Raw genomic sequence first — 17,739 nt, 5'->3', positions numbered from 1 at the left:
TGCCGTCCCTGTGGGAGCGGGTTCACCCGCGAAGAGGCCAGTACAGGCTACCCACTAACCCGGGTTGCCCAACCCCTGCCAATGCCGCGCACCGACAAAGATGAAGCGCAGCTGCTGGGTGATCTTTTCCTGCGGCGTCAGCGCCTGTGGATAACCCGCCTCGGGGCTGTCGATAAGCTCGGGCAGGGTGGCGAACACGGTTTTCACCACCAGGTCGGCCATCACCGCTAGCGCGGCGCTGTCCAGGTGCTGCCAGCGCTTCATCCGCGCCAGGTCGGTGGCCAGGTCGTCGCTGATGTCCTGGCGCAGGCGGGCAATGGCCTGGCGTACGGCCTGCGAGCCGCCGTACTGCTCACGGGCGAGGAACAGGAACTGCGCGCGGTGGGCGGCGACCACATCGAGGAAGATGCGCACCGAGGCGTCGGTGATGCCGCCCAGTTCGAACTCGTTGTGGCGCACCAGGCGGATAGTCTGGCGGAAGGTAGTATCGACTTCGGCCACCAGGGCCAGGCCCAGGGCGTCCATGTCGGAAAAATGCCGGTAAAAGCCGGTGGGTACGATGCCGGCCGTCTTTGCCACTTCGCGCAGGCTGATACTGCCGAAACCACGGCCACTCTCCATGAGCTGGCAGGCGGCATCGAGCAGGGCCTGGCGGGTCTGTAGCTTCTGTTCGGCGCGCGGCAGCATGGTGCGGGCTTCTGTGACGGTAAGGCTGGGCACTCTAGTTAAAAAAACAAAGCCCGGTCAATGGACCGGGCATGGAGGGGAGCAGCCGTTGTGACAGAGGTTGTTCTTTTCGGCCATGGTGATCAGCTCACACGGCTGATTTCAACCAGGCGATCGGAGCCACCTTCGGCAACTCGGCCAGTACGTTCGATCAGGCGATCAGAGCCACCTTCGGCAACGCGACCAGTACGTTCGATCAAGCGATCGGAGCCACCTTCGGCAACTCGGCCAGTACGTTCGATCAGGCGATCAGAGCCACCTTCGGCAACGCGGCCAGTACGTTCGATCAGGCGATCGGAGCCACCTTCGGCAACGCGGCCAGTACGTTCGATCAGGCGATCAGAGCCACCTTCGGCAACGCGGCCAGTACGTTCGATCAGGCGATCGGAGCCGCCTTCGGCAACGCGGCCAGTACGTTCGATCAGGCGATCAGAGCCACCTTCGGCAACGCGGCCAGTACGTTCGATCAGACGATCGGAACCACCTTCGGCAACAGTTTTCAGCGGTTGGGCGATTTCCGCAGCGCTGGAACGCGATTCGGCGGTCAGGTGTTGCTCGTCGGCTGGCAGGGCAAAAGCGTTGGCAGCCAGGATGGACAGGGTCAGGGTCAGCAGATGGCGTTTCATGATTTCGGTGCTCCTCTCGGGGGCTGGAAAGTGGGTACGGAGCCAATGCTACGCCGGGTAACGCCAGAGAGAAGTTCATACGGGTAATGGTAACAATCGACCGTATTGATAGAGGTTGGAAGCTGCTCTACACAGCGCTTTACAGGCCGTGTGATGGCGTTTTGATGGTGCTCCTGACAGGTAACGCGCGCAACTTGGCGCAACGAGTTGCTGAGCGAAAGGCCAGGAAAAACTTCGTTATCATGGCGCCATCGATAAAACCCCACGGGCTTTCATCAGTCCGAGATATTGAGTGCCACCGCTGTGCCTGTTCTGTGCCATGCCGCAAGGAGAATCACGCAATGACGCGTCCCGCCAGAATCCTCGTCTGGACCTTCACCAGCCTGCTGACCCTGCTGGCGATCCTGGTGGTGGTGATAGCCACCTTCGACTGGAACCGCGTCAAGCCCCTGCTCAACGAGAAAGTCTCCGAGGCCCTGCAGCGGCCCTTCGCGATCAATGGCAACCTTGCCGTGGACTGGCGCACCGAACCTGAAGAGGGGGGCTGGCGTGCCTGGGTGCCCTGGCCGCACTTCATTGCCGAGGACCTGACCCTGGGCAACCCCGAGTGGCTCAAGGAGCCGAAGATGGTCGGCCTGGAGCGCGTGGCGTTCCGCCTGGCGCCGTTGCCGCTGCTGTTCCAGCAGATCAGCATCCCGCGTATCGAGCTGACCAGGCCTACAGCCAACCTTACCCGCCTGGCCGATGGCCGCGCCAACTGGGCCTTCGACTTCGGCCCCAAGGATGAAAACGCAGAGCCTTCCAAATGGCAGCTGGACATCGGCGCCATCGGCTTCGACCAGGGCAGTGTCAGCTTCGATGACCAAACCCTGAAAACCAGCATGAAGGTGCAGATCGACCCGCTGGGCAAGCCTGTCCCGTTCAGCGACATCGTCGGAAAGGCCCGCGCCGAGAAGGCCGGTGCCGCGCAGGACTATGCCTTCGGGCTCAAGGCCCAGGGCCGCTACAAAGGCCAGCCGGTGTCCGGCACCGGCAAGATCGGTGGCCTGCTGGCCCTGCAGGACGCCAGCCAGCCGTTCCCGCTGCAGGCTGACGTGCGCATCGCCGACACCCATGTGGTGCTCGCCGGTACCCTGACCGACCCGCGCAACCTCGGTGCTCTCGACCTGCGCCTGCGCTTGTCCGGGGCCAGCCTGGGCAACCTCTACCCTTTGACCGGCGTGACCTTGCCCGACACCCCGGCCTATTCCACCGACGGTCACCTCAGCGCCAACCTGCAGGCGGCGCAAGGGGCGACCTTCAACTACCAGGGCTTCAACGGCAAGATCGGTGACAGCGATATCCACGGCGACCTGGCCTTCGTTGCCAGCCAGCCAAGGCCCAAGCTGTCCGGCAACCTGGTGTCCGACCAGTTGCTGTTCAAGGACCTGGCGCCGCTGATCGGCGCCGACTCCAACGCCGAGCAGAAGGCCCGCGGCGGTGCCAGCAAGCAGCCGGCAGGCAAGGTGCTGCCGGTGGAGGAGTTCCGCACCGAACGTTGGCGTGCCATGGACGCCGACGTCACCTTCGCCGGCAAGCGCATCGTGCACAGCGCGCAATTGCCGTTCAACGACCTGTCGGCCCACGTGATCCTGGAGGACGGCCTGCTGCGTCTGGAGCCCCTGCGTTTTGGCGTGGCTGGCGGCAATCTGGCTTCCAGGATCCGCCTGGATGGCCGCAACGTACCGTTGCAGGGGCGCGCCCGCCTGACGGCGCGGGGCTTCAAGCTCAAGCAGTTGTTCCCCTCCTTTGCGCCGATGCAGACCAGCTTCGGTGAGTTGAATGGTGATGCCGATATCACTGGTCGGGGCAACTCGGTGGCCGCCTTGCTGGGCACGGCCAATGGTGACCTGCGCATGCTGATCAACGATGGCGCCATCAGCCGCAGCCTGATGGAGATTGCCGGGTTGAACGTGGGCAACTACGTGGTCGGCAAGCTGTTTGGCGATGAGGATGTGAAGATCAACTGTGCGGCGGCCGATGTGGGCATCAAGGATGGCCTGGCGACCACACGCCTGTTCATCTTCGATACCGAGAACGCGATCATCTACATCAACGGCACGGCCAATTTCGCCACTGAGCAGCTGGACCTGAAAATAAACCCGGAATCGAAAGGCCTGCGGCTGTTCTCGCTGCGCTCGCCGCTGTATGTGCGCGGGCCGTTCGCCAGGCCCAGTGCCGGGGTGCAAGCGGTACCGCTGGCGTTGCGCGGGGCGGGGATGGTGGCACTGGGGGTGGTGGCCGGGCCAGCGGCGGGGTTGCTGGCGCTGATTGCGCCTAGCAGCGGGGATGATCCGAACCAGTGCACGCCACTGTTGCAGCAGATGAAGGCGGGCAAGGCGCCGACGGTGGTGAAAGGCAAGAAATGACGGGGGCCGCCTTGCGGCCCCTTGCGGTTACAGCCCTTGCAACAGGTCGACAGATCGTCCGCGTGATCTTCTTCCTGCGCCAGGATGTCAGGCTTACGCGCCGTGGACGGCGGCGCTGTCTTCTTCGCGCTGTTTGCAAGTCTTGAAGCCCTTGGCATCGACATGGCCGGTGGCGTCGAAGCGCACGTAATAGGGCTGCTGGTGGCCATCGCGGTTGAGGATGTAGTCGTTGCAGGTGCCGCCGTGGGGCAGGTCGCTCACGCTGGACGGGCTGCCGCCGATGGCGATGACCTTCTGCATGGTCATGCCTTTTTCCACTTGCCTGACCAGCGGTTCGTCGCGGTAGGTGACGTAGTCAACCGGGTTTTCCGGGCGGCTGCCGCAGGCGGCGAGGGTGGCGCTTGCCAGAAGGATTGCCAGGGTCTGCTTGTACATGGTTTCGCTCCTTGCAAAGGTCTGTGTGGTTTTGAACCGCAGCGCGCTCTCGGAGTTCGATTGCGATGGTCATCAAGGCCGCTGTAGTGTTGGCTGGTCGTCCACGGAAAGGGGCTGGGGCAATGCAGCAGGAATTGGCCACGCGATACCCGTTGGTGCTGGTGCCGGGCATGCTCGGTTTTGTCCGGGTAGTGCTCTATCCCTACTGGTTCGGCATCGTGCCGGCCCTGCGCAAGGGCGGGGCGCAGGTGTTCCCGGTGCAGGTTTCGCCGCTGCATTCCAGCGAGGTGCGCGGCGAGCAGTTGCTGGCGATCATCGAAGACATCTGCCAGCGCACCGGCGCGGAAAAGGTCAACCTCATCGGCCACAGCCAGGGCGCCCTGAACGCACGCTACGCTGCCGCCAGGCGGCCCGGGCGGGTGGCTTCGGTCACGTCGGTGGCAGGGCCCAACCATGGCTCGGAACTGGCCGATTACCTGGCACGTACGGCACCGGGCGATTCCCCGCAGGGGCGCATCCTCAAGGCTGTGCTGCATGGCTTGGCCGTGCTGCTGGTGTGGCTGGAAACCGGCTGGCGCCGCGACCCGCTGCCGGTGGATGTACACGCCTCGCACCAGTCGTTGACCAGCGCCGGGGTGGCGCTGTTCAACCAGGCTTATCCACAGGGGCTGCCAGGCACCTGGGGCGGGGAAGGGGCGTATGAGGTCGATGGCGTGCGCTATTACTCCTGGTCCGGCACCTTGCAGCCCGGCCTGACCGACCAGAGGCGCAACCGCATCGATGGCAGCAGCCACTTCTGCCGCCTGTTCGCACGCAGTTTCGTCAAGGAAAAGGGCCATTGCGACGGCATGGTCGGGCGCTTCAGTTCGCACCTGGGGCAGGTGATCGGCGACGACTACCCGCTCGACCACCTGGATATCGTCAACCAGTCGCTTGGCGCGGTGGGCAAGGGCGCCGAACCGGTGCGGCTGTTCATCGAACATGCCGCCCGGCTCAAGGCGGCAGGGCTCTAACGGCGGATCGGTGTGGTCCAGCGCTCGGCCAGTATCACGCCGGCCAGGGTCAGCAGGCCGCCGACCAGGTGATAGCGGGCCAGCTGCTCGTCGAGCACCACGGCGGCGATCAGCGCGGTGACCAGTGGCAGCAGGTTGAAGAACAGCGTGGTACGGCTTGGGCCCAGGCGGTGCACGGCCTTCATCCATACCAGAGGGGCGATCATCGAGGCCAGCACGCAGGCGTACAGCACCAGGCCAATGTTGCGGCTGTTCAGGCCAGTCTTGTCCGACAGCAGGAACAGCGGCAGCAGCACGACGATGGCCATCAGCACCTGCAGGTACAGCAACTGCATCGGTGGCAGGCGCAGCTGCCATTTCTTCAGCAGGAAGCTGTACAGCGCGTAGGCCAGGGTGGCCACCAGCATCAGCAGGTCGCCGCTGTTCAGGCCTTGTTGCAACAGGACGGCGGGGTGGCCGGCGCTGACCACTTCCAGTACGCCGAAAAATGACACCAGTGCGCCCAGCAGGGCGCCGTAGCTCAGGCGCTGGCCCAGCCAGGCGATGGACAGCGCCAGTGACATCAGCGGCATCAGCGAGAGGATGATGCCCATGTTGGTGGCGCTGGTGATGCCGGCGGCGAAGTAGGCCAGGCTCTGGTACAGCGCCATGCCCAGCACGCCCAGCACGAACACCTTGCCCAGCTGCGGGCGGATGGCCGCGCGATTGCGCCACACGGCGGGCAGCAGGAACGGGGTGAACAGCAGCGCGGCCAGCAGCCAGCGGTAGAAGCCGATCTCGGCGGGGTGGATGGCACCGGCGGACATCTTGGTGACCACGGTGTTGCCGGCCCAGATGAGGATGGCAGTGAGGGGGAACAGGTAGTTCATGTAGCAGGTTACTCGCTGGGGCCTGGAATGGGGGCTGCTTTGCAGCCCTTCGCGGGCTCGCCCGCTCCCACAGGGATTGCACAGGCTTGAAAACTTGTGCAGATCCTGTGGGAGCGGGCGAGCCCGCGAAGGCCTGCGGCGCAGGCCCTCGATAGGCCTGTATTATCGATTGTCTGTTTACAAGCCTATACTCCTATCCAGACAACTCACCCCGCCAAGCAGACAGCATGCCGCGCAAATACCTCGACATTCCTCGGTTCACCCAGCTCCCGGCCCCGGTGTACTTCCGCCACGACGAGTTCGGTGCCGACACGCACAGCGCCCTGCATCGCCACGCCTGGGGCCAGCTCAACTACACCGCCCACGGCGTGATGCAGCTGGAGGTCGCCGGCCAGCGCTTCCTGTCGCCGCCGCAATACGCCGTGTGGGTGCCGCCCGACACCGAGCATGGCTGCTACAACCCACAGGCCATCGTCTACCACTCGGTCTACCTGGACCGCAGCCTCTGCGCCGCCCTGCCGCAGCAACCGTGCAGCCTGATGATCAGCGACATCCTCAAGGCCATCCTCGCCGACTTCGCCCGGCGTGACCTGCGGGTGGCCGAGGGTGAGCGCGACCAGCGCCTGGTGCAGGTGCTGCTCGACCAGTTGCTGCTGGCACCCGCCCAGGCCTGCTACCTGCCGTTTGCCCACAGCGACGGGTTGCGCCAAGTGCTCGATGCCCTCGGCGCCGAGCCAGGCGACAACCGCCCGCTGGCCGACTGGGCAGCCCGGGTGCATGTCAGCGAACGTACCCTGGCCCGCCAGTTTCTGCGCGAACTGGGCATCAGTTTTGGTGAATGGCGCCTGCGCCTGCGCTTTCTGCGAGCCATCGAAGCGCTGGAAGCCGGCCAGTCGATCCAGGCCATCGCCTTCGACCTGGGCTACAGCAGCGCGTCGGCGTTCATCGCCATGTTTCAGCGCCAGGCCCATTGCACGCCCGAGCAATACCGCCGCCAGGCACGGGCAGGGCGTTGAGCATTTATTGGCTACACTCAGCTCGACCACCGTGCATCGGGCACGGAGCCAAGGAGACCACTCCATGAAAGTGCTGCAAATCCCCTTACTGGTGTTGGCGGTGTTGTTCAGCGCCCAAGGCTTCGCCGCCAATACCGCGCAGCAGGAAAAGATGAAAACCTGCAACACCGACGCCACCGCCAAGGCCCTCAAGGGCGATGAGCGCAAAGCCTTCATGAGTACCTGCCTGAAGAAGGACGTGCCGCAAACCCAGCAAGAGAAGATGAAAACCTGCAACGCCGACGCCACCACCAAGGCCCTGAAGGGTGACGAGCGCAAAGCGTTCATGAGTGACTGTCTGAAGAAGAAATGACCTGCGCCTATGCCTGCAGGCGTAAGGCTGGCAGACTGCGGGTCTTTCCCGTTGTCTGCCGTTGAGGCTGTATGACCTTCACCCCTCGCCAGGTCACCCTGGCCAGCTGGATCATCGTGTTTGCCGGCCTGTTGCTGGCGCTGCCCCTGAAATTGCTGCCGAGCCTGTTGGCCGGCCTGCTGGTGTTCGAGCTGGTCAACATGCTCACGCCGCGGCTGCAGCCACTGCTGGCCGGGCAGCGCGCCCGTTGGCTGGCGGTGGCGCTGCTCGGCACGCTGGTGGTCAGCACCCTGACCCTGCTGTTTGCCGGGGCCTTCAGCTTCCTGCTGCACGAGGCAGAAAACCCCGGTGCCTCGCTGGACAAGTTCATGGCCTTGGTGGAGCGCGCCCGTGGGCAGCTACCGCCATTCATCGAAGGCTACCTGCCGGCCAGTGCGGCGGAGTTCAAGGTGGCCATCGGTGACTGGATCAAGAGCCACCTGAGCGACCTGCAACTGGTGGGCAAGGGCATGGCGCACATGTTCGTCACCCTGTTGATCGGCATGATCCTCGGCGCCATCGTCGCCTTGCAGCGCATCCCCGATATCTCCCGGCGCAAGCCACTGGCGGCGGCGCTGTTCGAGCGCCTGAGCCTGCTGGTGCAGGCGTTTCGCAACATCGTCTTCGCGCAGATCAAGATTTCGCTGCTCAACACTACCTTCACCGGCATTTTCCTGGCCCTGGTGCTGCCGATGTTCGACGTGCACCTGCCGCTGACCAAGACGCTGATCGTGCTGACCTTCCTGCTGGGCCTGCTGCCGGTGATCGGCAACCTGATGTCGAACACCCTGATCACCATCGTCGGCTTGTCGCTGTCGATCTGGGTGGCGGCGGCGGCGCTGGGTTACCTGATCGTCATCCACAAGGTCGAGTACTTCCTCAACGCGCGGATCGTGGGCGGGCAGATCAGTGCCAAGTCGTGGGAATTGCTGCTGGCGATGCTGGTGTTCGAGGCAGCGTTCGGGCTGCCGGGGGTGGTGGCGGGGCCGATCTACTATGCCTACCTGAAGAGTGAGCTGAAGCGGGCCGAACTGGTCTGATTCTTCATTAGCCTGTACCGGCCTCTTCGCGGGTAAACCCGCTCCCACAAGTACGCCACAGCTCTCAAGACTTGCGCGAGCCCTGTGGGAGCGGGTTTACCCGCGAAGAGGCCGGTACAGGTAAAAGGGATGGCTCAGGCAGCGCCGTAACGCTTGCGTGCCTCGATGGCCAGCCCGCTGCCAATGCTGCCAAAGATATTGCCTTCCACATGTCGCGCATTCGGCAGCATCGCCGACACACTGTTGCGCAGCGCCGGGATCCCGCTGGAACCACCGGTGAAGAACACCGTATCGACCTGGGTCTCGCTCACACCAGCCTTGGCCAGCAATTCGCTCACGCTACCACGCACCCGCTCCAGCAACCCTTCGATAGCCCCCTCGAACAGCGCCCGGGACAGGTCCACGCCCAGCTCGCGCTCAATGCGGCCGAGGTCGACGTGGCGGCTCTGCTGCTCGGTCAGCTCGATCTTGCTGGCCTCCACTTCCATCGCCAACCAGTGCCCGGCACGCTCCTCGATCAGCTTGAACAGGCGGTCGATGCCCAGCGTGTCCTCGATGTCATAGCGCATGCTGCCCAGCGCCAGCTGCGACTTCTGCGAGTACAGGGCGTTGATGGTGTGCCAGGTAGCGAGGTTGAGGTGGTAGCTGGTTGGCATCAGCGCGCCGCTCTTCATGCGGCTGCCGTAGCCGAACAGCGGCATCACGCCCTGCAGGCTCAGCTGCTTGTCGAAGTCGGTACCGCCGATGTGCACGCCGCCGGTGGCGAGGATGTCGCTCTGGCGCTCGGCCACCAGGTGGCGCTCGGGCGACAGGCGGATCAGGGTGAAGTCCGAGGTACCACCGCCGATGTCGACGATCAGCACCAGCTCTTCGCGGCTGATGCCCGACTCGTAGTCGAACGCCGCGGCAATCGGCTCGTACTGGAACGACACGTCCTTGAAGCCGATCTTGCGCGCCACTTCGGCCAGGGTGTCTTCGGCCTCCTGGTCGGCAGCCGGGTCTTCGTCGACGAAGAACACCGGGCGACCCAGTACCACCTGGTCGAATTCGCGGCCGGCAGCGGCCTCGGCGCGCTTTTTCAGCTCGCCGATGAACATGCCCAGCAGGTCCTTGAACGGCAGGGCGCTGCCCAGCACGCTGGTGTCGTGCTTGATCAGCTTGGAACCCAGCAGGCTTTTCAGCGAGCGCATCAGGCGGCCTTCGTAGCCTTCCAGGTACTCGTGCAGCGCCAGGCGGCCATATACCGGGCGACGCTCCTCGATGTTGAAGAACACCACCGACGGCAGGGTGATCTTGCCGTCTTCCAGGGCGATCAGCGATTCGACACCCGGGCGGTGCCAGCCGACCGTGGAGTTGGAGGTGCCGAAGTCGATGCCCAGGGCGCGGGCCGGCGATACGTCAGACATGGGAAAAGGCTTCCGGAGGCAAAACGGCCGCGCAGTTTATGCCAGTTGGCTACAGAATCAAGACCAGTCGTCTGCCATGGCGCAAACCCAAGGCGGTCTTGAAAGGCTATGCTTGACCCCTATCTTCTTTTGCAACACGCACATTCACATTGGTGATCCATAGATGGACTTCAAAGACTATTACAAGATACTCGGCGTAGAGCCCACGGCGGATGACAAGGCGATCAAGGCCGCGTACCGCAAGCTGGCGCGCAAGTATCACCCCGACGTCAGCAAGGAGCGCGACGCCGAGGAAAAATTCAAGGAGGCCAACGAGGCCTACGAAGTGCTGGGCGACGCGCAGAAACGTGCCGAGTTCGACGAAATCCGCAAGTACGGTGGCCAGCATGGCCGGCCGTTCCAGGCACCACCGGGGTGGGAAAGCCGTGGCGGTGGCGGTGGCTTCGAGGGCGGTGATTTTTCCGACTTCTTCAGCTCGATCTTTGGTGGCCGAGGAGGCAACCCGTTCGGTGGCGCCCGGCAGCAGCAACGCAGCGCCGGCAGGCGAGGGCAGGACGTGGAGCTAGAACTGGCAGTGTTCCTTGAAGAGACCCTGAGCAAGGAGTCCAAGCAGATCAGCTTCCAGGTGCCGCAGACCAATGCCATGGGCCAGCGCACCGGGTTCACTACCAAGACCCTGAACGTGAAGATTCCGGCCGGGGTGACCGATGGCGAGCGCATCCGCCTCAAGGGCCAGGGCGCGCCGGGCAGCGGTGGCGGGGCCAATGGTGACCTGTTCCTGACCATTCGCATGGCACCGCACCCACTGTTCGATGTCGAAGGTCATGACCTGATCATCACCGTGCCGCTGGCACCGTGGGAGGCAGCACTGGGCGCCAAGGTGGCCGTGCCGACCCTGGACGGCAAGATCAACCTTACCATCCGCCCCGACAGCCAGAGCGGCCAGCGCCTGCGCGTACCGGGCAAGGGCCTGGCCAACAAGAGCGGCGAGCGCGGCAACCTTTACGCGCAATTGAAAGTGGTCATGCCGCCAGCATCCGACGAGTCTGCCCGCGAACTGTGGACCAAGCTTTCCGAGAAGGCTGCGTTCAACCCGAGGACACAATGGAGTAAGTGATCATGAGCAGCACCCTGATCGTTCAACTGGACATGCGTACCCTGTGTCAGGAGGCCGATATCACGGCTGACTGCGTGATCGAAATCGTCGAGCACGGCATTGTCGAACCTTCCGGGCGAACGCCGGAGGACTGGTTGTTCGACGATCAGGCGCCGTTACTGGCCAAACGCGCGGCGAAGCTGCATCAGGAGCTGGAACTGGAGTGGGAAGGGGTGGCGCTGGCGCTGGAACTGCTGCAGGAAGTGCAGCAGTTGCGCAGTGAGAACAGCATGCTGAGGCAGCGGTTGGGCAGGTTTATCCAGATGTGAGTTTTGCAGGCCCGGCCTCTTCGCGGGTGAACCCGCTCCCACAGGAATCGCACGATCCCTGAGATGTGTGCAGTACCAGTGGGAGCGGGTTTACCCGCGAAGAGGCCAGTACAGGCAAAATCAAATTCAGCTTGGTTCAGCCCCCGGGTTCAGCACCAGCTGCATGAAGGTCAAGTCCAGCCACCGGCCAAACTTCACCCCCACCTGCGGCATCTGCCCGGTCACTACGAAGCCCAGGCGCTCGTGCAGGTGCACCGACGCTGCATTGCCGCTCTCGATGGCCGCCACCATCACATGCTTGCCACACTTGCGTGCACGCTCGACCAGCGCTGCCATCAGCAGCGGCCCCAGCCCCTTGCCACGCTGGTCGCCACGGATGTACACCGAGTGTTCAACGGTGTTGCGAAAGCCCTCGAATGGCCGCCAGTCGCCAAACGATGCATAGCCCAGCACACCGCTCCCATCCACCGCCACCAGGATCGGGTAGCCCTGCTGTGCGCGTGCGGCGAACCAGGCCAGGCGGTTGGCCAAATCCACCGGGGTTTCGTTCCAGATCGCCGTGGAGTTGCGCACCGCGTCGTTGTAGATGTCGAGGATGCCCGGCACGTCGGCAGGCAGGGCATCGCGGATTTCATGACTCATGACAGCGTCTCGCAGGGTCGTTGTTTGCAGATTAAATGGTTACCAGCCCACGCACACCCTCGGCTTGCATGTTTTCGCCACGGCCGCGCTGGATGATCTCGCCACGGGCCATCACCAGGTACTGGTCGGCCAGCTCCTCGGCGAAGTCGTAGAACTGCTCCACCAGCAGGATGGCCATGTCGCCACGCTCGGCCAGGCGACGGATGACTGCGCCGATCTCCTTGATCACCGAAGGCTGGATGCCCTCGGTGGGCTCGTCGAGGATCAGCAGGCGCGGTCGGCTGGCCAGGGCGCGGCCGATGGCCAGCTGTTGCTGCTGGCCGCCGGACAGGTCACCGCCACGGCGTTGCTTCATCTGTTCCAGCACGGGGAACAGTTCGTAGATGAAGGGCGGTACCTCCCGAGCTTCACGGGCGGGGAAGCGCGAAAGGCCCATCAGCAGGTTTTCCTCGACAGTGAGACGCGGGAAAATCTCGCGGCCCTGGGGCACGTAGGCGATGCCGGACTGGACCCGTTGCTGGGGCTTGAGGCTGGTGATCGGCTTGCCTTCCCATTCGATGCTGCCATCGCGGGCGGGTACCAGGCCCATCAGGCAGCGCAGCAGGGTGGTCTTGCCCACGCCGTTGCGGCCCAGCAGGCAGGTGACTTCGCCGACCTTGGCTTCGAAGGACAGGCCCCGGAGGATATGGCTACCGCCGTAGTACTGGTGCAGGGTGTCGATTTTCAGCATGTGTGGTTCCTGGGAAATCTGCTTTGCCTGTGCCGGCCCTTTCGCGGGTAAACCCGCTCCCACAAGGACCGCGCAGCTCTTCAGGCCTGTACCGTACCTGTGGGAGCGGGTTTACCCGCGAAGAGGCCGGCACAGGTATCCATGTCTAGCGGCCCAGATACACCTCGACCACCCGCTCATCCGCCTGCACCTGCTCCAGCGACCCTTCCGCCAGCACACTGCCCTGGTGCAGCACGGTCACATGGTCGGCAATGCTGCCGACAAACCCCATGTCATGCTCCACCACCATCAGCGAATGCTTGCCGGCCAGGCCCTTGAACAGTTCGGCGGTGAACTCGGTCTCGGCATCGGTCATGCCCGCCACCGGCTCGTCCAGCAACAGCAGTTGCGGCTCCTGCACCAGCAGCATGCCGATCTCCAGGAATTGCTTCTGTCCATGCGACAACAAGCCTGCCTGGCGCTGGGCCAGCGGCAACAGGCGCAAGGTGCCCAGCACCTCGTCGATGCGTTGGCGCTGCTCACCACCCAGCCGCGCTGCCAGGCTGGCCCATACCGATTTGTCGGTCTTCAGTGCCAGCTCCAGGTTCTCGAACACCGTCAGCGCCTCGAACACCGTGGGCTTCTGGAACTTGCGGCCAATGCCGGCCTGGGCGATCTGGTATTCGCTCATGCGGGTCAGGTCGAGGGTGTCACCGAAATAGGCCGTGCCGCTGTCGGGCCGGGTCTTGCCGGTGATCACATCCATCATGGTGGTCTTGCCGGCCCCGTTTGGGCCGATGATGCAACGCAGCTCGCCCACGCCGATGTACAGGTTCAGCGCGTTCAGCGCCTTGAACCCATCGAAGCTGACGCTGATGTCTTCCAGGCTCAGCAGCGTGCCGTGGCGGGTGTCGAGGCCGGCCTTGCGGCTCTGGCCCAGGCCGATGGCGTCGCGGCCGGCGCCAAGGTTGTCGAACACCGGTTCGAGCATGAATTCAGGGTGTACCGCGGGCACGCCTCTCATGGCTGGCTCCTTTTCTTCAACAGACCGACCACGCCCTTGGGCAGGTACAGGGTGACGAGGATGAACAGCGCACCGAGGAAGAACAGCCAGAACTCCGGGAAGGCTACGGTGAACCAGCTCTTCATGCCATTGACCAGGCCGGCACCGAGCAGCGGGCCGATCAGCGTGCCGCGCCCGCCCAGGGCCACCCATACGGCGGCTTCGATGGAGTTGGTCGGCGACATTTCGCTGGGGTTGATGATGCCCACCTGCGGCACGTACAGCGCGCCGGCCAGGCCACACAGCACGGCGCTCAGCACCCACACCAGCAGCTTGAAACCGCGTGGGTCGTAGCCGCAGAACATCAGGCGGTTCTCGGCGTCGCGCACGGCGGTGAGCAGGCGGCCGAACTTGCTGCGGGTCAGGCGCCAGCACAGGTACAGGCTGGCCAGCAGCAGGGTCACGGTGAGCAGGAACAACACCGCCCGTGTACCCGGCGCGGCAATGTCGAAGCCAAGCAAAGTGCGGAAGCTGGTAAAGCCGTTATTGCCGCCAAAGCCGGTTTCGTTGCGAAAGAACAGCAGCATGCCGGCGAAGGTCAGCGCCTGGGTCATGATCGAGAAGTACACGCCCTTGATCCGCGAGCGGAAGGCGAACCAGCCGAACACCAGCGCCAGCAGCCCGGGCGCCAGCACCACCAGGCACAGGGCCCAGGCGAAATGCTGGGTGCCGGCCCAGTACCACGGCAGCTCGCTCCACGACAGGAAGGTCATGAACCCCGGCAGGCCGTCACCGGCGGCCTGGCGCATCAGGTACATGCCCATGGCGTAGCCACCGAGGGCGAAGAACAGCCCGTGGCCCAGCGACAGCAGCCCGGCGTAGCCCCAGACCAGGTCCAGGGCCAGGGCGACGATGGCGTAACAGAGGATCTTGCCGACCAGGGTCAGGGTGTAGGCCGACACGTGCAGGGCATGATCAGCCGGCAGCAGCGACAGCAGCGGCAGGGCCACCAGCAGCAGGACGACGACGGCGCCGATGGCCAGCGTCAGCCGTGGCCCGGCCTTTTGAGTAGCGGTGACAAGCAGTGGCTGGTTCATCAGTCGATTACCCGTCCCTTGAGGGCGAACAGGCCTTGCGGGCGCTTCTGGATGAACAGAATGATCAACGCAAGGATGAGGATCTTGCCGAGCACGGCGCCGATCTGCGGCTCCAGCAGCTTGTTGGCGATGCCAAGGCCGAAGGCGGCCCAGAGGCTGCCGGCCAACTGGCCGACGCCACCGAGCACCACCACCAGGAACGAGTCGATGATGTAGCTCTGGCCCAGGTCCGGGCCGACGTTGCCGACCTGGCTCAGGGCCACGCCGCCGAGCCCGGCGATGCCCGAGCCGAGGCCGAAGGCGAGCATGTCGACGCGCCCGGTGGATACGCCGCAGCAGGCGGCCATGTTGCGGTTCTGGGTGACCGCGCGCACGTTCAGGCCCAGCCGTGTGCGGTTGAGCAGCAGCCAGGTAAGCAGTACCACGGCCAGGGCGAAGCCGATGATCACCAGGCGGTTGTATGGCAGTACCAGGTTGGGCAGCAGCTGGATGCCACCCGAAAGCCAGGCCGGGTTGCTGACTTCGACGTTCTGCGCGCCGAACAGCAGGCGAATGGCCTGGATCAGGATCAGGCTGATGCCCCAGGTCGCCAGCAAGGTTTCCAGTGGGCGGCCGTAGAGGTGGCGGATCACCGTGCGCTCCAGCGCCATGCCGACCCCGGCACTGACAGTGAAAGCGACTGGCAGGGCGATCAGCGGGTAGAACTCGATGGCGCCGGGGGCGTAGCGCTGCAGCAGTATCTGGACCATGTAGGTGCTGTAGGCGCCGAGCATCAGCATTTCGCCGTGGGCCATGTTGATCACCCCGAGCAGGCCGAAGGTGATGGCCAGGCCAAGGGCTGCCAGCAGCAGGATCGAACCCAGCGACAGGCCGCTGAAGGCCTGACCGAGCAGCTCACCGACCAGCAGCTTGCGCTGGACCTGGGCCAGGCTGGTTGCTGCGGCGGTGCGCACGCCCGGGTCGGTTTCCGCGTTGGGTTGCAGCAGCGCTTCGAGGCGGGTGCGGGCCAGCGGGTCACCGGTTTCGCCGAGCAGGCGTACGGCGGCCAGGCGTACTGCCGGTTCGCTGGCACCCAGTTGCAGGTTGGCCAAGGCCAGGCCGAGGGCGGCGTGCACGGCGGCGTCCGGTTCGCTGGCGAAGCGCCGGTCGAGGAAGGCCATTTGCGCCGGTTGCGCGCTCTTCTGCAGCTGTTGGGCTGCGGCCAGGCGGATGTCGCTGTTGTCGCTGAGCAACTGGTGGCTGGCCAGGGCATTGTCGATCAGGCCGCGCAGGCGGTTGTTCAGGCGTACCTTGCGCGTGTCATCGACGGCGATGCGGCCCTGGCGCAGGTTGTCCAGCAGCGGCAGGCGTGCGGCATCGGGTTGCGCCGCCCAGCTTTCGAGCAGTTGGGCCTGCTCGGCGGGCTTGGCGGTGAGGAAGAATTCGCCCTCGCTGGCCTGGGTGGCCAGGGGGATCAGCAGAAGAAGGGTTAGCAGGAGTCTAAGCATGCGAGCAATCCTGGAATACAGCGGTGGATTCTTCGCGGGTAAACCCGCTCCCACAGGGATCGCACAGGTTTCTAACCTTGCACCGAACCTGTGGGAGCGGGTTTACCCGCGAATGGGCCGCAAGGCGGCCCCAACGGCTCTCAATTACCTTTCACGGCGTAATCAGGGCGCTTGTCGTTGCCCGGAATGAACGGGCTCCAAGGCTGCGCCCGCAGCGGTTGCTCGGTTTCCCAGACCACGCTGAACTGCCCGTCATCCTGGATCTCGCCGATCATCACCGGCTTGTGCAGGTGGTGGTTGGTCTTGTCCATGGTCAGGGTAAAGCCCGACGGTGCCTTGAAGGTCTGCCCGGCCAAGGCTTCGCGGACCTTGTCGACATCGGTGGACTTGGCCTTCTCGGCGGCCTGGGCCCACATGTGGATACCGACGTAGGTGGCTTCCATCGGGTCGTTGGTCACCGCCTTGTCGGCACCCGGCAGGCCTTTGGCCTTGGCGTAGGCCTTCCAGTCGGCGACGAATTTCTGGTTGACCGGGTTATCCACCGACTCGAAGTAGTTCCACGCCGCCAGGTGGCCGACCAGCGGCTTGGTGTCGATGCCGCGCAGTTCTTCTTCGCCCACCGAGAAGGCCACCACCGGCACGTCGGTGGCCTTCAGGCCCTGGTTGGCCAGCTCCTTGTAGAACGGCACGTTGGAGTCACCATTGACTGTGGAGATGACTGCGGTCTTGCCACCGGCGGAGAACTTCTTGATGTTGGCGACGATGGTCTGGTAGTCGCTGTGGCCGAACGGCGTGTACACCTCTTCGATGTCCTTGTCGGCCACGCCCTTGCTGTGCAGGAAGGCGCGCAGGATCTTGTTGGTGGTGCGCGGGTAGACGTAGTCGGTGCCCAGCAGGAAGAAGCGCTTGGCGCTGCCGCCGTCCTCGCTCATCAGGTACTCCACGGCCGGGATGGCCTGCTGGTTGGGCGCGGCGCCGGTGTAGAACACGTTCGGCGACATCTCTTCACCCTCGTACTGCACCGGGTAGAACAGCAGGCCGTTGAGCTCTTCGAACACTGGCAGCACCGACTTGCGCGACACCGAGGTCCAGCAGCCGAACACCACTGCCACTTTGTCCTGGGTCAGCAGCTGGCGGCTCTTTTCGGCGAACAGCGGCCAATTGGAGGCCGGGTCTACCACCACCGGTTCGAGCAGCTTGCCATTGACGCCGCCCTTGGCGTTGATCTGCTCGATGGTCATCAGCGCCATGTCCTTGAGCGAAGTCTCGGAAATGGCCATGGTCCCCGACAGCGAATGCAGGATGCCGACCTTGATGGTCTCTGCGGCCTGGATGCTCCAGCTCAGGCCCATTGCGGCAATTGATGCGCTAAGGGTGAAGGCCTTGATCAGACTGCGTCGCTTCATGTGCTCTCTCCGCTGAGTTTTTATGTGTTGGGCAAGCGGG

At 64.2% G+C, this 17,739-nt stretch carries 18 protein-coding genes; 7 read left to right on the top strand and 11 right to left on the bottom strand.

Features of this window, described 5'->3' with window-relative positions:
- Positions 1–54: 54 nt before the first annotated feature.
- Complete coding sequence (locus tag MKK04_RS23655; RefSeq protein WP_063911902.1) at positions 55–687, bottom strand: TetR family transcriptional regulator; 633 nt, start codon at positions 685–687, stop codon at positions 55–57.
- 122 nt (positions 688–809) lie between these two features.
- The gene (locus tag MKK04_RS23650) at positions 810–1,352 is read right to left on the bottom strand and encodes a phage infection protein (protein WP_217858965.1); all 543 of its coding nucleotides are present in this window, start codon (positions 1,350–1,352) and stop codon (positions 810–812) included.
- A gap of 341 nt (positions 1,353–1,693) precedes the next feature.
- On the opposite strand from MKK04_RS23650, the gene MKK04_RS23645 reads away from it, so the two are divergent.
- Positions 1,694–3,760, top strand: coding sequence for an AsmA family protein (locus MKK04_RS23645; protein WP_233694609.1), 2,067 nt, complete (start codon positions 1,694–1,696; stop codon positions 3,758–3,760).
- A 93-nt stretch (positions 3,761–3,853) separates the two neighbouring features.
- Here the strand turns inward: MKK04_RS23645 and osmE are convergent, their stop codons facing one another.
- Positions 3,854–4,195, bottom strand: a complete 342-nt coding sequence (gene osmE, locus MKK04_RS23640; RefSeq protein WP_207828776.1) for an osmotically-inducible lipoprotein OsmE — start codon at positions 4,193–4,195, stop codon at positions 3,854–3,856.
- Between the two features lie 122 nt (positions 4,196–4,317).
- Between osmE and MKK04_RS23635 the strand changes: the two genes are divergently transcribed.
- Positions 4,318–5,208 carry an esterase/lipase family protein gene (locus MKK04_RS23635; protein WP_241106030.1) on the top strand — a complete coding sequence of 297 codons (891 nt, stop codon included), beginning with the start codon at positions 4,318–4,320 and terminating at the stop codon, positions 5,206–5,208.
- Here MKK04_RS23635 and MKK04_RS23630 read toward each other — a convergent pair.
- Positions 5,205–6,077, bottom strand: a complete 873-nt coding sequence (locus MKK04_RS23630; RefSeq protein WP_207828780.1) for a DMT family transporter — start codon at positions 6,075–6,077, stop codon at positions 5,205–5,207. The genes MKK04_RS23635 and MKK04_RS23630 overlap by 4 nt on opposite strands.
- A gap of 227 nt (positions 6,078–6,304) precedes the next feature.
- On the opposite strand from MKK04_RS23630, the gene MKK04_RS23625 reads away from it, so the two are divergent.
- The 3 genes from MKK04_RS23625 (at position 6,305) to MKK04_RS23615 (ending at position 8,524) form a co-directional block, all read left to right on the top strand.
- Positions 6,305–7,093: an AraC family transcriptional regulator gene (locus tag MKK04_RS23625; protein WP_207828783.1), complete on the top strand. Its 789-nt coding sequence runs from the start codon at positions 6,305–6,307 to the stop codon at positions 7,091–7,093.
- A gap of 64 nt (positions 7,094–7,157) precedes the next feature.
- Positions 7,158–7,445, top strand: coding sequence for a PsiF family protein (locus tag MKK04_RS23620; protein WP_241106029.1), 288 nt, complete (start codon positions 7,158–7,160; stop codon positions 7,443–7,445).
- A gap of 71 nt (positions 7,446–7,516) precedes the next feature.
- A complete protein-coding gene (locus MKK04_RS23615; RefSeq protein WP_207828786.1) occupies positions 7,517–8,524 on the top strand; it encodes an AI-2E family transporter in 1,008 nt (335 codons plus the stop codon).
- 134 nt (positions 8,525–8,658) lie between these two features.
- Here the strand turns inward: MKK04_RS23615 and MKK04_RS23610 are convergent, their stop codons facing one another.
- Positions 8,659–9,930, bottom strand: coding sequence for an Hsp70 family protein (locus MKK04_RS23610; protein ID WP_063911892.1), 1,272 nt, complete (start codon positions 9,928–9,930; stop codon positions 8,659–8,661).
- 163 nt (positions 9,931–10,093) lie between these two features.
- On the opposite strand from MKK04_RS23610, the gene cbpA reads away from it, so the two are divergent.
- Positions 10,094–11,047 (top strand): curved DNA-binding protein, encoded by a 954-nt coding sequence (cbpA, locus tag MKK04_RS23605; RefSeq protein ID WP_025340804.1) that lies wholly within the window; start codon positions 10,094–10,096, stop codon positions 11,045–11,047.
- Positions 11,048–11,049: 2 nt separating this feature from the next.
- Positions 11,050–11,355 (top strand): chaperone modulator CbpM, encoded by a 306-nt coding sequence (locus MKK04_RS23600; RefSeq protein WP_063911891.1) that lies wholly within the window; start codon positions 11,050–11,052, stop codon positions 11,353–11,355.
- A 126-nt stretch (positions 11,356–11,481) separates the two neighbouring features.
- Here MKK04_RS23600 and MKK04_RS23595 read toward each other — a convergent pair whose 3' ends face one another.
- From MKK04_RS23595 to urtA, 6 genes are all read right to left on the bottom strand, one after another.
- Positions 11,482–11,997, bottom strand: coding sequence for a GNAT family N-acetyltransferase (locus tag MKK04_RS23595; protein ID WP_207828795.1), 516 nt, complete (start codon positions 11,995–11,997; stop codon positions 11,482–11,484).
- A 31-nt stretch (positions 11,998–12,028) separates the two neighbouring features.
- Positions 12,029–12,727, bottom strand: coding sequence for an urea ABC transporter ATP-binding subunit UrtE (urtE, locus tag MKK04_RS23590; protein ID WP_207828811.1), 699 nt, complete (start codon positions 12,725–12,727; stop codon positions 12,029–12,031).
- Between the two features lie 145 nt (positions 12,728–12,872).
- Positions 12,873–13,730, bottom strand: a complete 858-nt coding sequence (urtD, locus tag MKK04_RS23585; protein WP_207828813.1) for an urea ABC transporter ATP-binding protein UrtD — start codon at positions 13,728–13,730, stop codon at positions 12,873–12,875.
- Complete coding sequence (gene urtC / locus MKK04_RS23580; protein ID WP_207828815.1) at positions 13,727–14,806, bottom strand: urea ABC transporter permease subunit UrtC; 1,080 nt, start codon at positions 14,804–14,806, stop codon at positions 13,727–13,729. Before urtC ends, urtD begins: the two co-directional genes overlap by 4 nt.
- Positions 14,806–16,293 (bottom strand): urea ABC transporter permease subunit UrtB, encoded by a 1,488-nt coding sequence (gene urtB / locus MKK04_RS23575; protein WP_233694611.1) that lies wholly within the window; start codon positions 16,291–16,293, stop codon positions 14,806–14,808. The genes urtC and urtB overlap by 1 nt, the downstream gene beginning before the upstream one ends.
- A 140-nt stretch (positions 16,294–16,433) precedes the next feature.
- Positions 16,434–17,699, bottom strand: coding sequence for an urea ABC transporter substrate-binding protein (urtA, locus tag MKK04_RS23570; protein ID WP_207828820.1), 1,266 nt, complete (start codon positions 17,697–17,699; stop codon positions 16,434–16,436).
- Positions 17,700–17,739 lie beyond the last annotated feature (40 nt).

Origin of the sequence: Pseudomonas sp. LS.1a (assembly GCF_022533585.1) — a bacterium.
Taxonomy (GTDB): Bacteria; Pseudomonadota; Gammaproteobacteria; order Pseudomonadales; family Pseudomonadaceae; genus Aquipseudomonas.
Note: the sequence above shows the minus strand (reverse complement) of the source record. Positions and strands in the feature narration are given on the sequence as shown.

Coding starts and splice junctions, on each gene's coding strand:
- MKK04_RS23655 (WP_063911902.1), bottom strand. CDS start 687: ATGCTGCCGCGCGCCGAACAGAAGCTACAGACCCGCCAGGCCCTGCTC.
- MKK04_RS23650 (WP_217858965.1), bottom strand. CDS start 1,352: ATGAAACGCCATCTGCTGACCCTGACCCTGTCCATCCTGGCTGCCAAC.
- MKK04_RS23645 (WP_233694609.1), top strand. CDS start 1,694: ATGACGCGTCCCGCCAGAATCCTCGTCTGGACCTTCACCAGCCTGCTG.
- osmE (WP_207828776.1), bottom strand. CDS start 4,195: ATGTACAAGCAGACCCTGGCAATCCTTCTGGCAAGCGCCACCCTCGCC.
- MKK04_RS23635 (WP_241106030.1), top strand. CDS start 4,318: ATGCAGCAGGAATTGGCCACGCGATACCCGTTGGTGCTGGTGCCGGGC.
- MKK04_RS23630 (WP_207828780.1), bottom strand. CDS start 6,077: ATGAACTACCTGTTCCCCCTCACTGCCATCCTCATCTGGGCCGGCAAC.
- MKK04_RS23625 (WP_207828783.1), top strand. CDS start 6,305: ATGCCGCGCAAATACCTCGACATTCCTCGGTTCACCCAGCTCCCGGCC.
- MKK04_RS23620 (WP_241106029.1), top strand. CDS start 7,158: ATGAAAGTGCTGCAAATCCCCTTACTGGTGTTGGCGGTGTTGTTCAGC.
- MKK04_RS23615 (WP_207828786.1), top strand. CDS start 7,517: ATGACCTTCACCCCTCGCCAGGTCACCCTGGCCAGCTGGATCATCGTG.
- MKK04_RS23610 (WP_063911892.1), bottom strand. CDS start 9,930: ATGTCTGACGTATCGCCGGCCCGCGCCCTGGGCATCGACTTCGGCACC.
- cbpA (WP_025340804.1), top strand. CDS start 10,094: ATGGACTTCAAAGACTATTACAAGATACTCGGCGTAGAGCCCACGGCG.
- MKK04_RS23600 (WP_063911891.1), top strand. CDS start 11,050: ATGAGCAGCACCCTGATCGTTCAACTGGACATGCGTACCCTGTGTCAG.
- MKK04_RS23595 (WP_207828795.1), bottom strand. CDS start 11,997: ATGAGTCATGAAATCCGCGATGCCCTGCCTGCCGACGTGCCGGGCATC.
- urtE (WP_207828811.1), bottom strand. CDS start 12,727: ATGCTGAAAATCGACACCCTGCACCAGTACTACGGCGGTAGCCATATC.
- urtD (WP_207828813.1), bottom strand. CDS start 13,730: ATGAGAGGCGTGCCCGCGGTACACCCTGAATTCATGCTCGAACCGGTG.
- urtC (WP_207828815.1), bottom strand. CDS start 14,806: ATGAACCAGCCACTGCTTGTCACCGCTACTCAAAAGGCCGGGCCACGG.
- urtB (WP_233694611.1), bottom strand. CDS start 16,293: ATGCTTAGACTCCTGCTAACCCTTCTTCTGCTGATCCCCCTGGCCACC.
- urtA (WP_207828820.1), bottom strand. CDS start 17,699: ATGAAGCGACGCAGTCTGATCAAGGCCTTCACCCTTAGCGCATCAATT.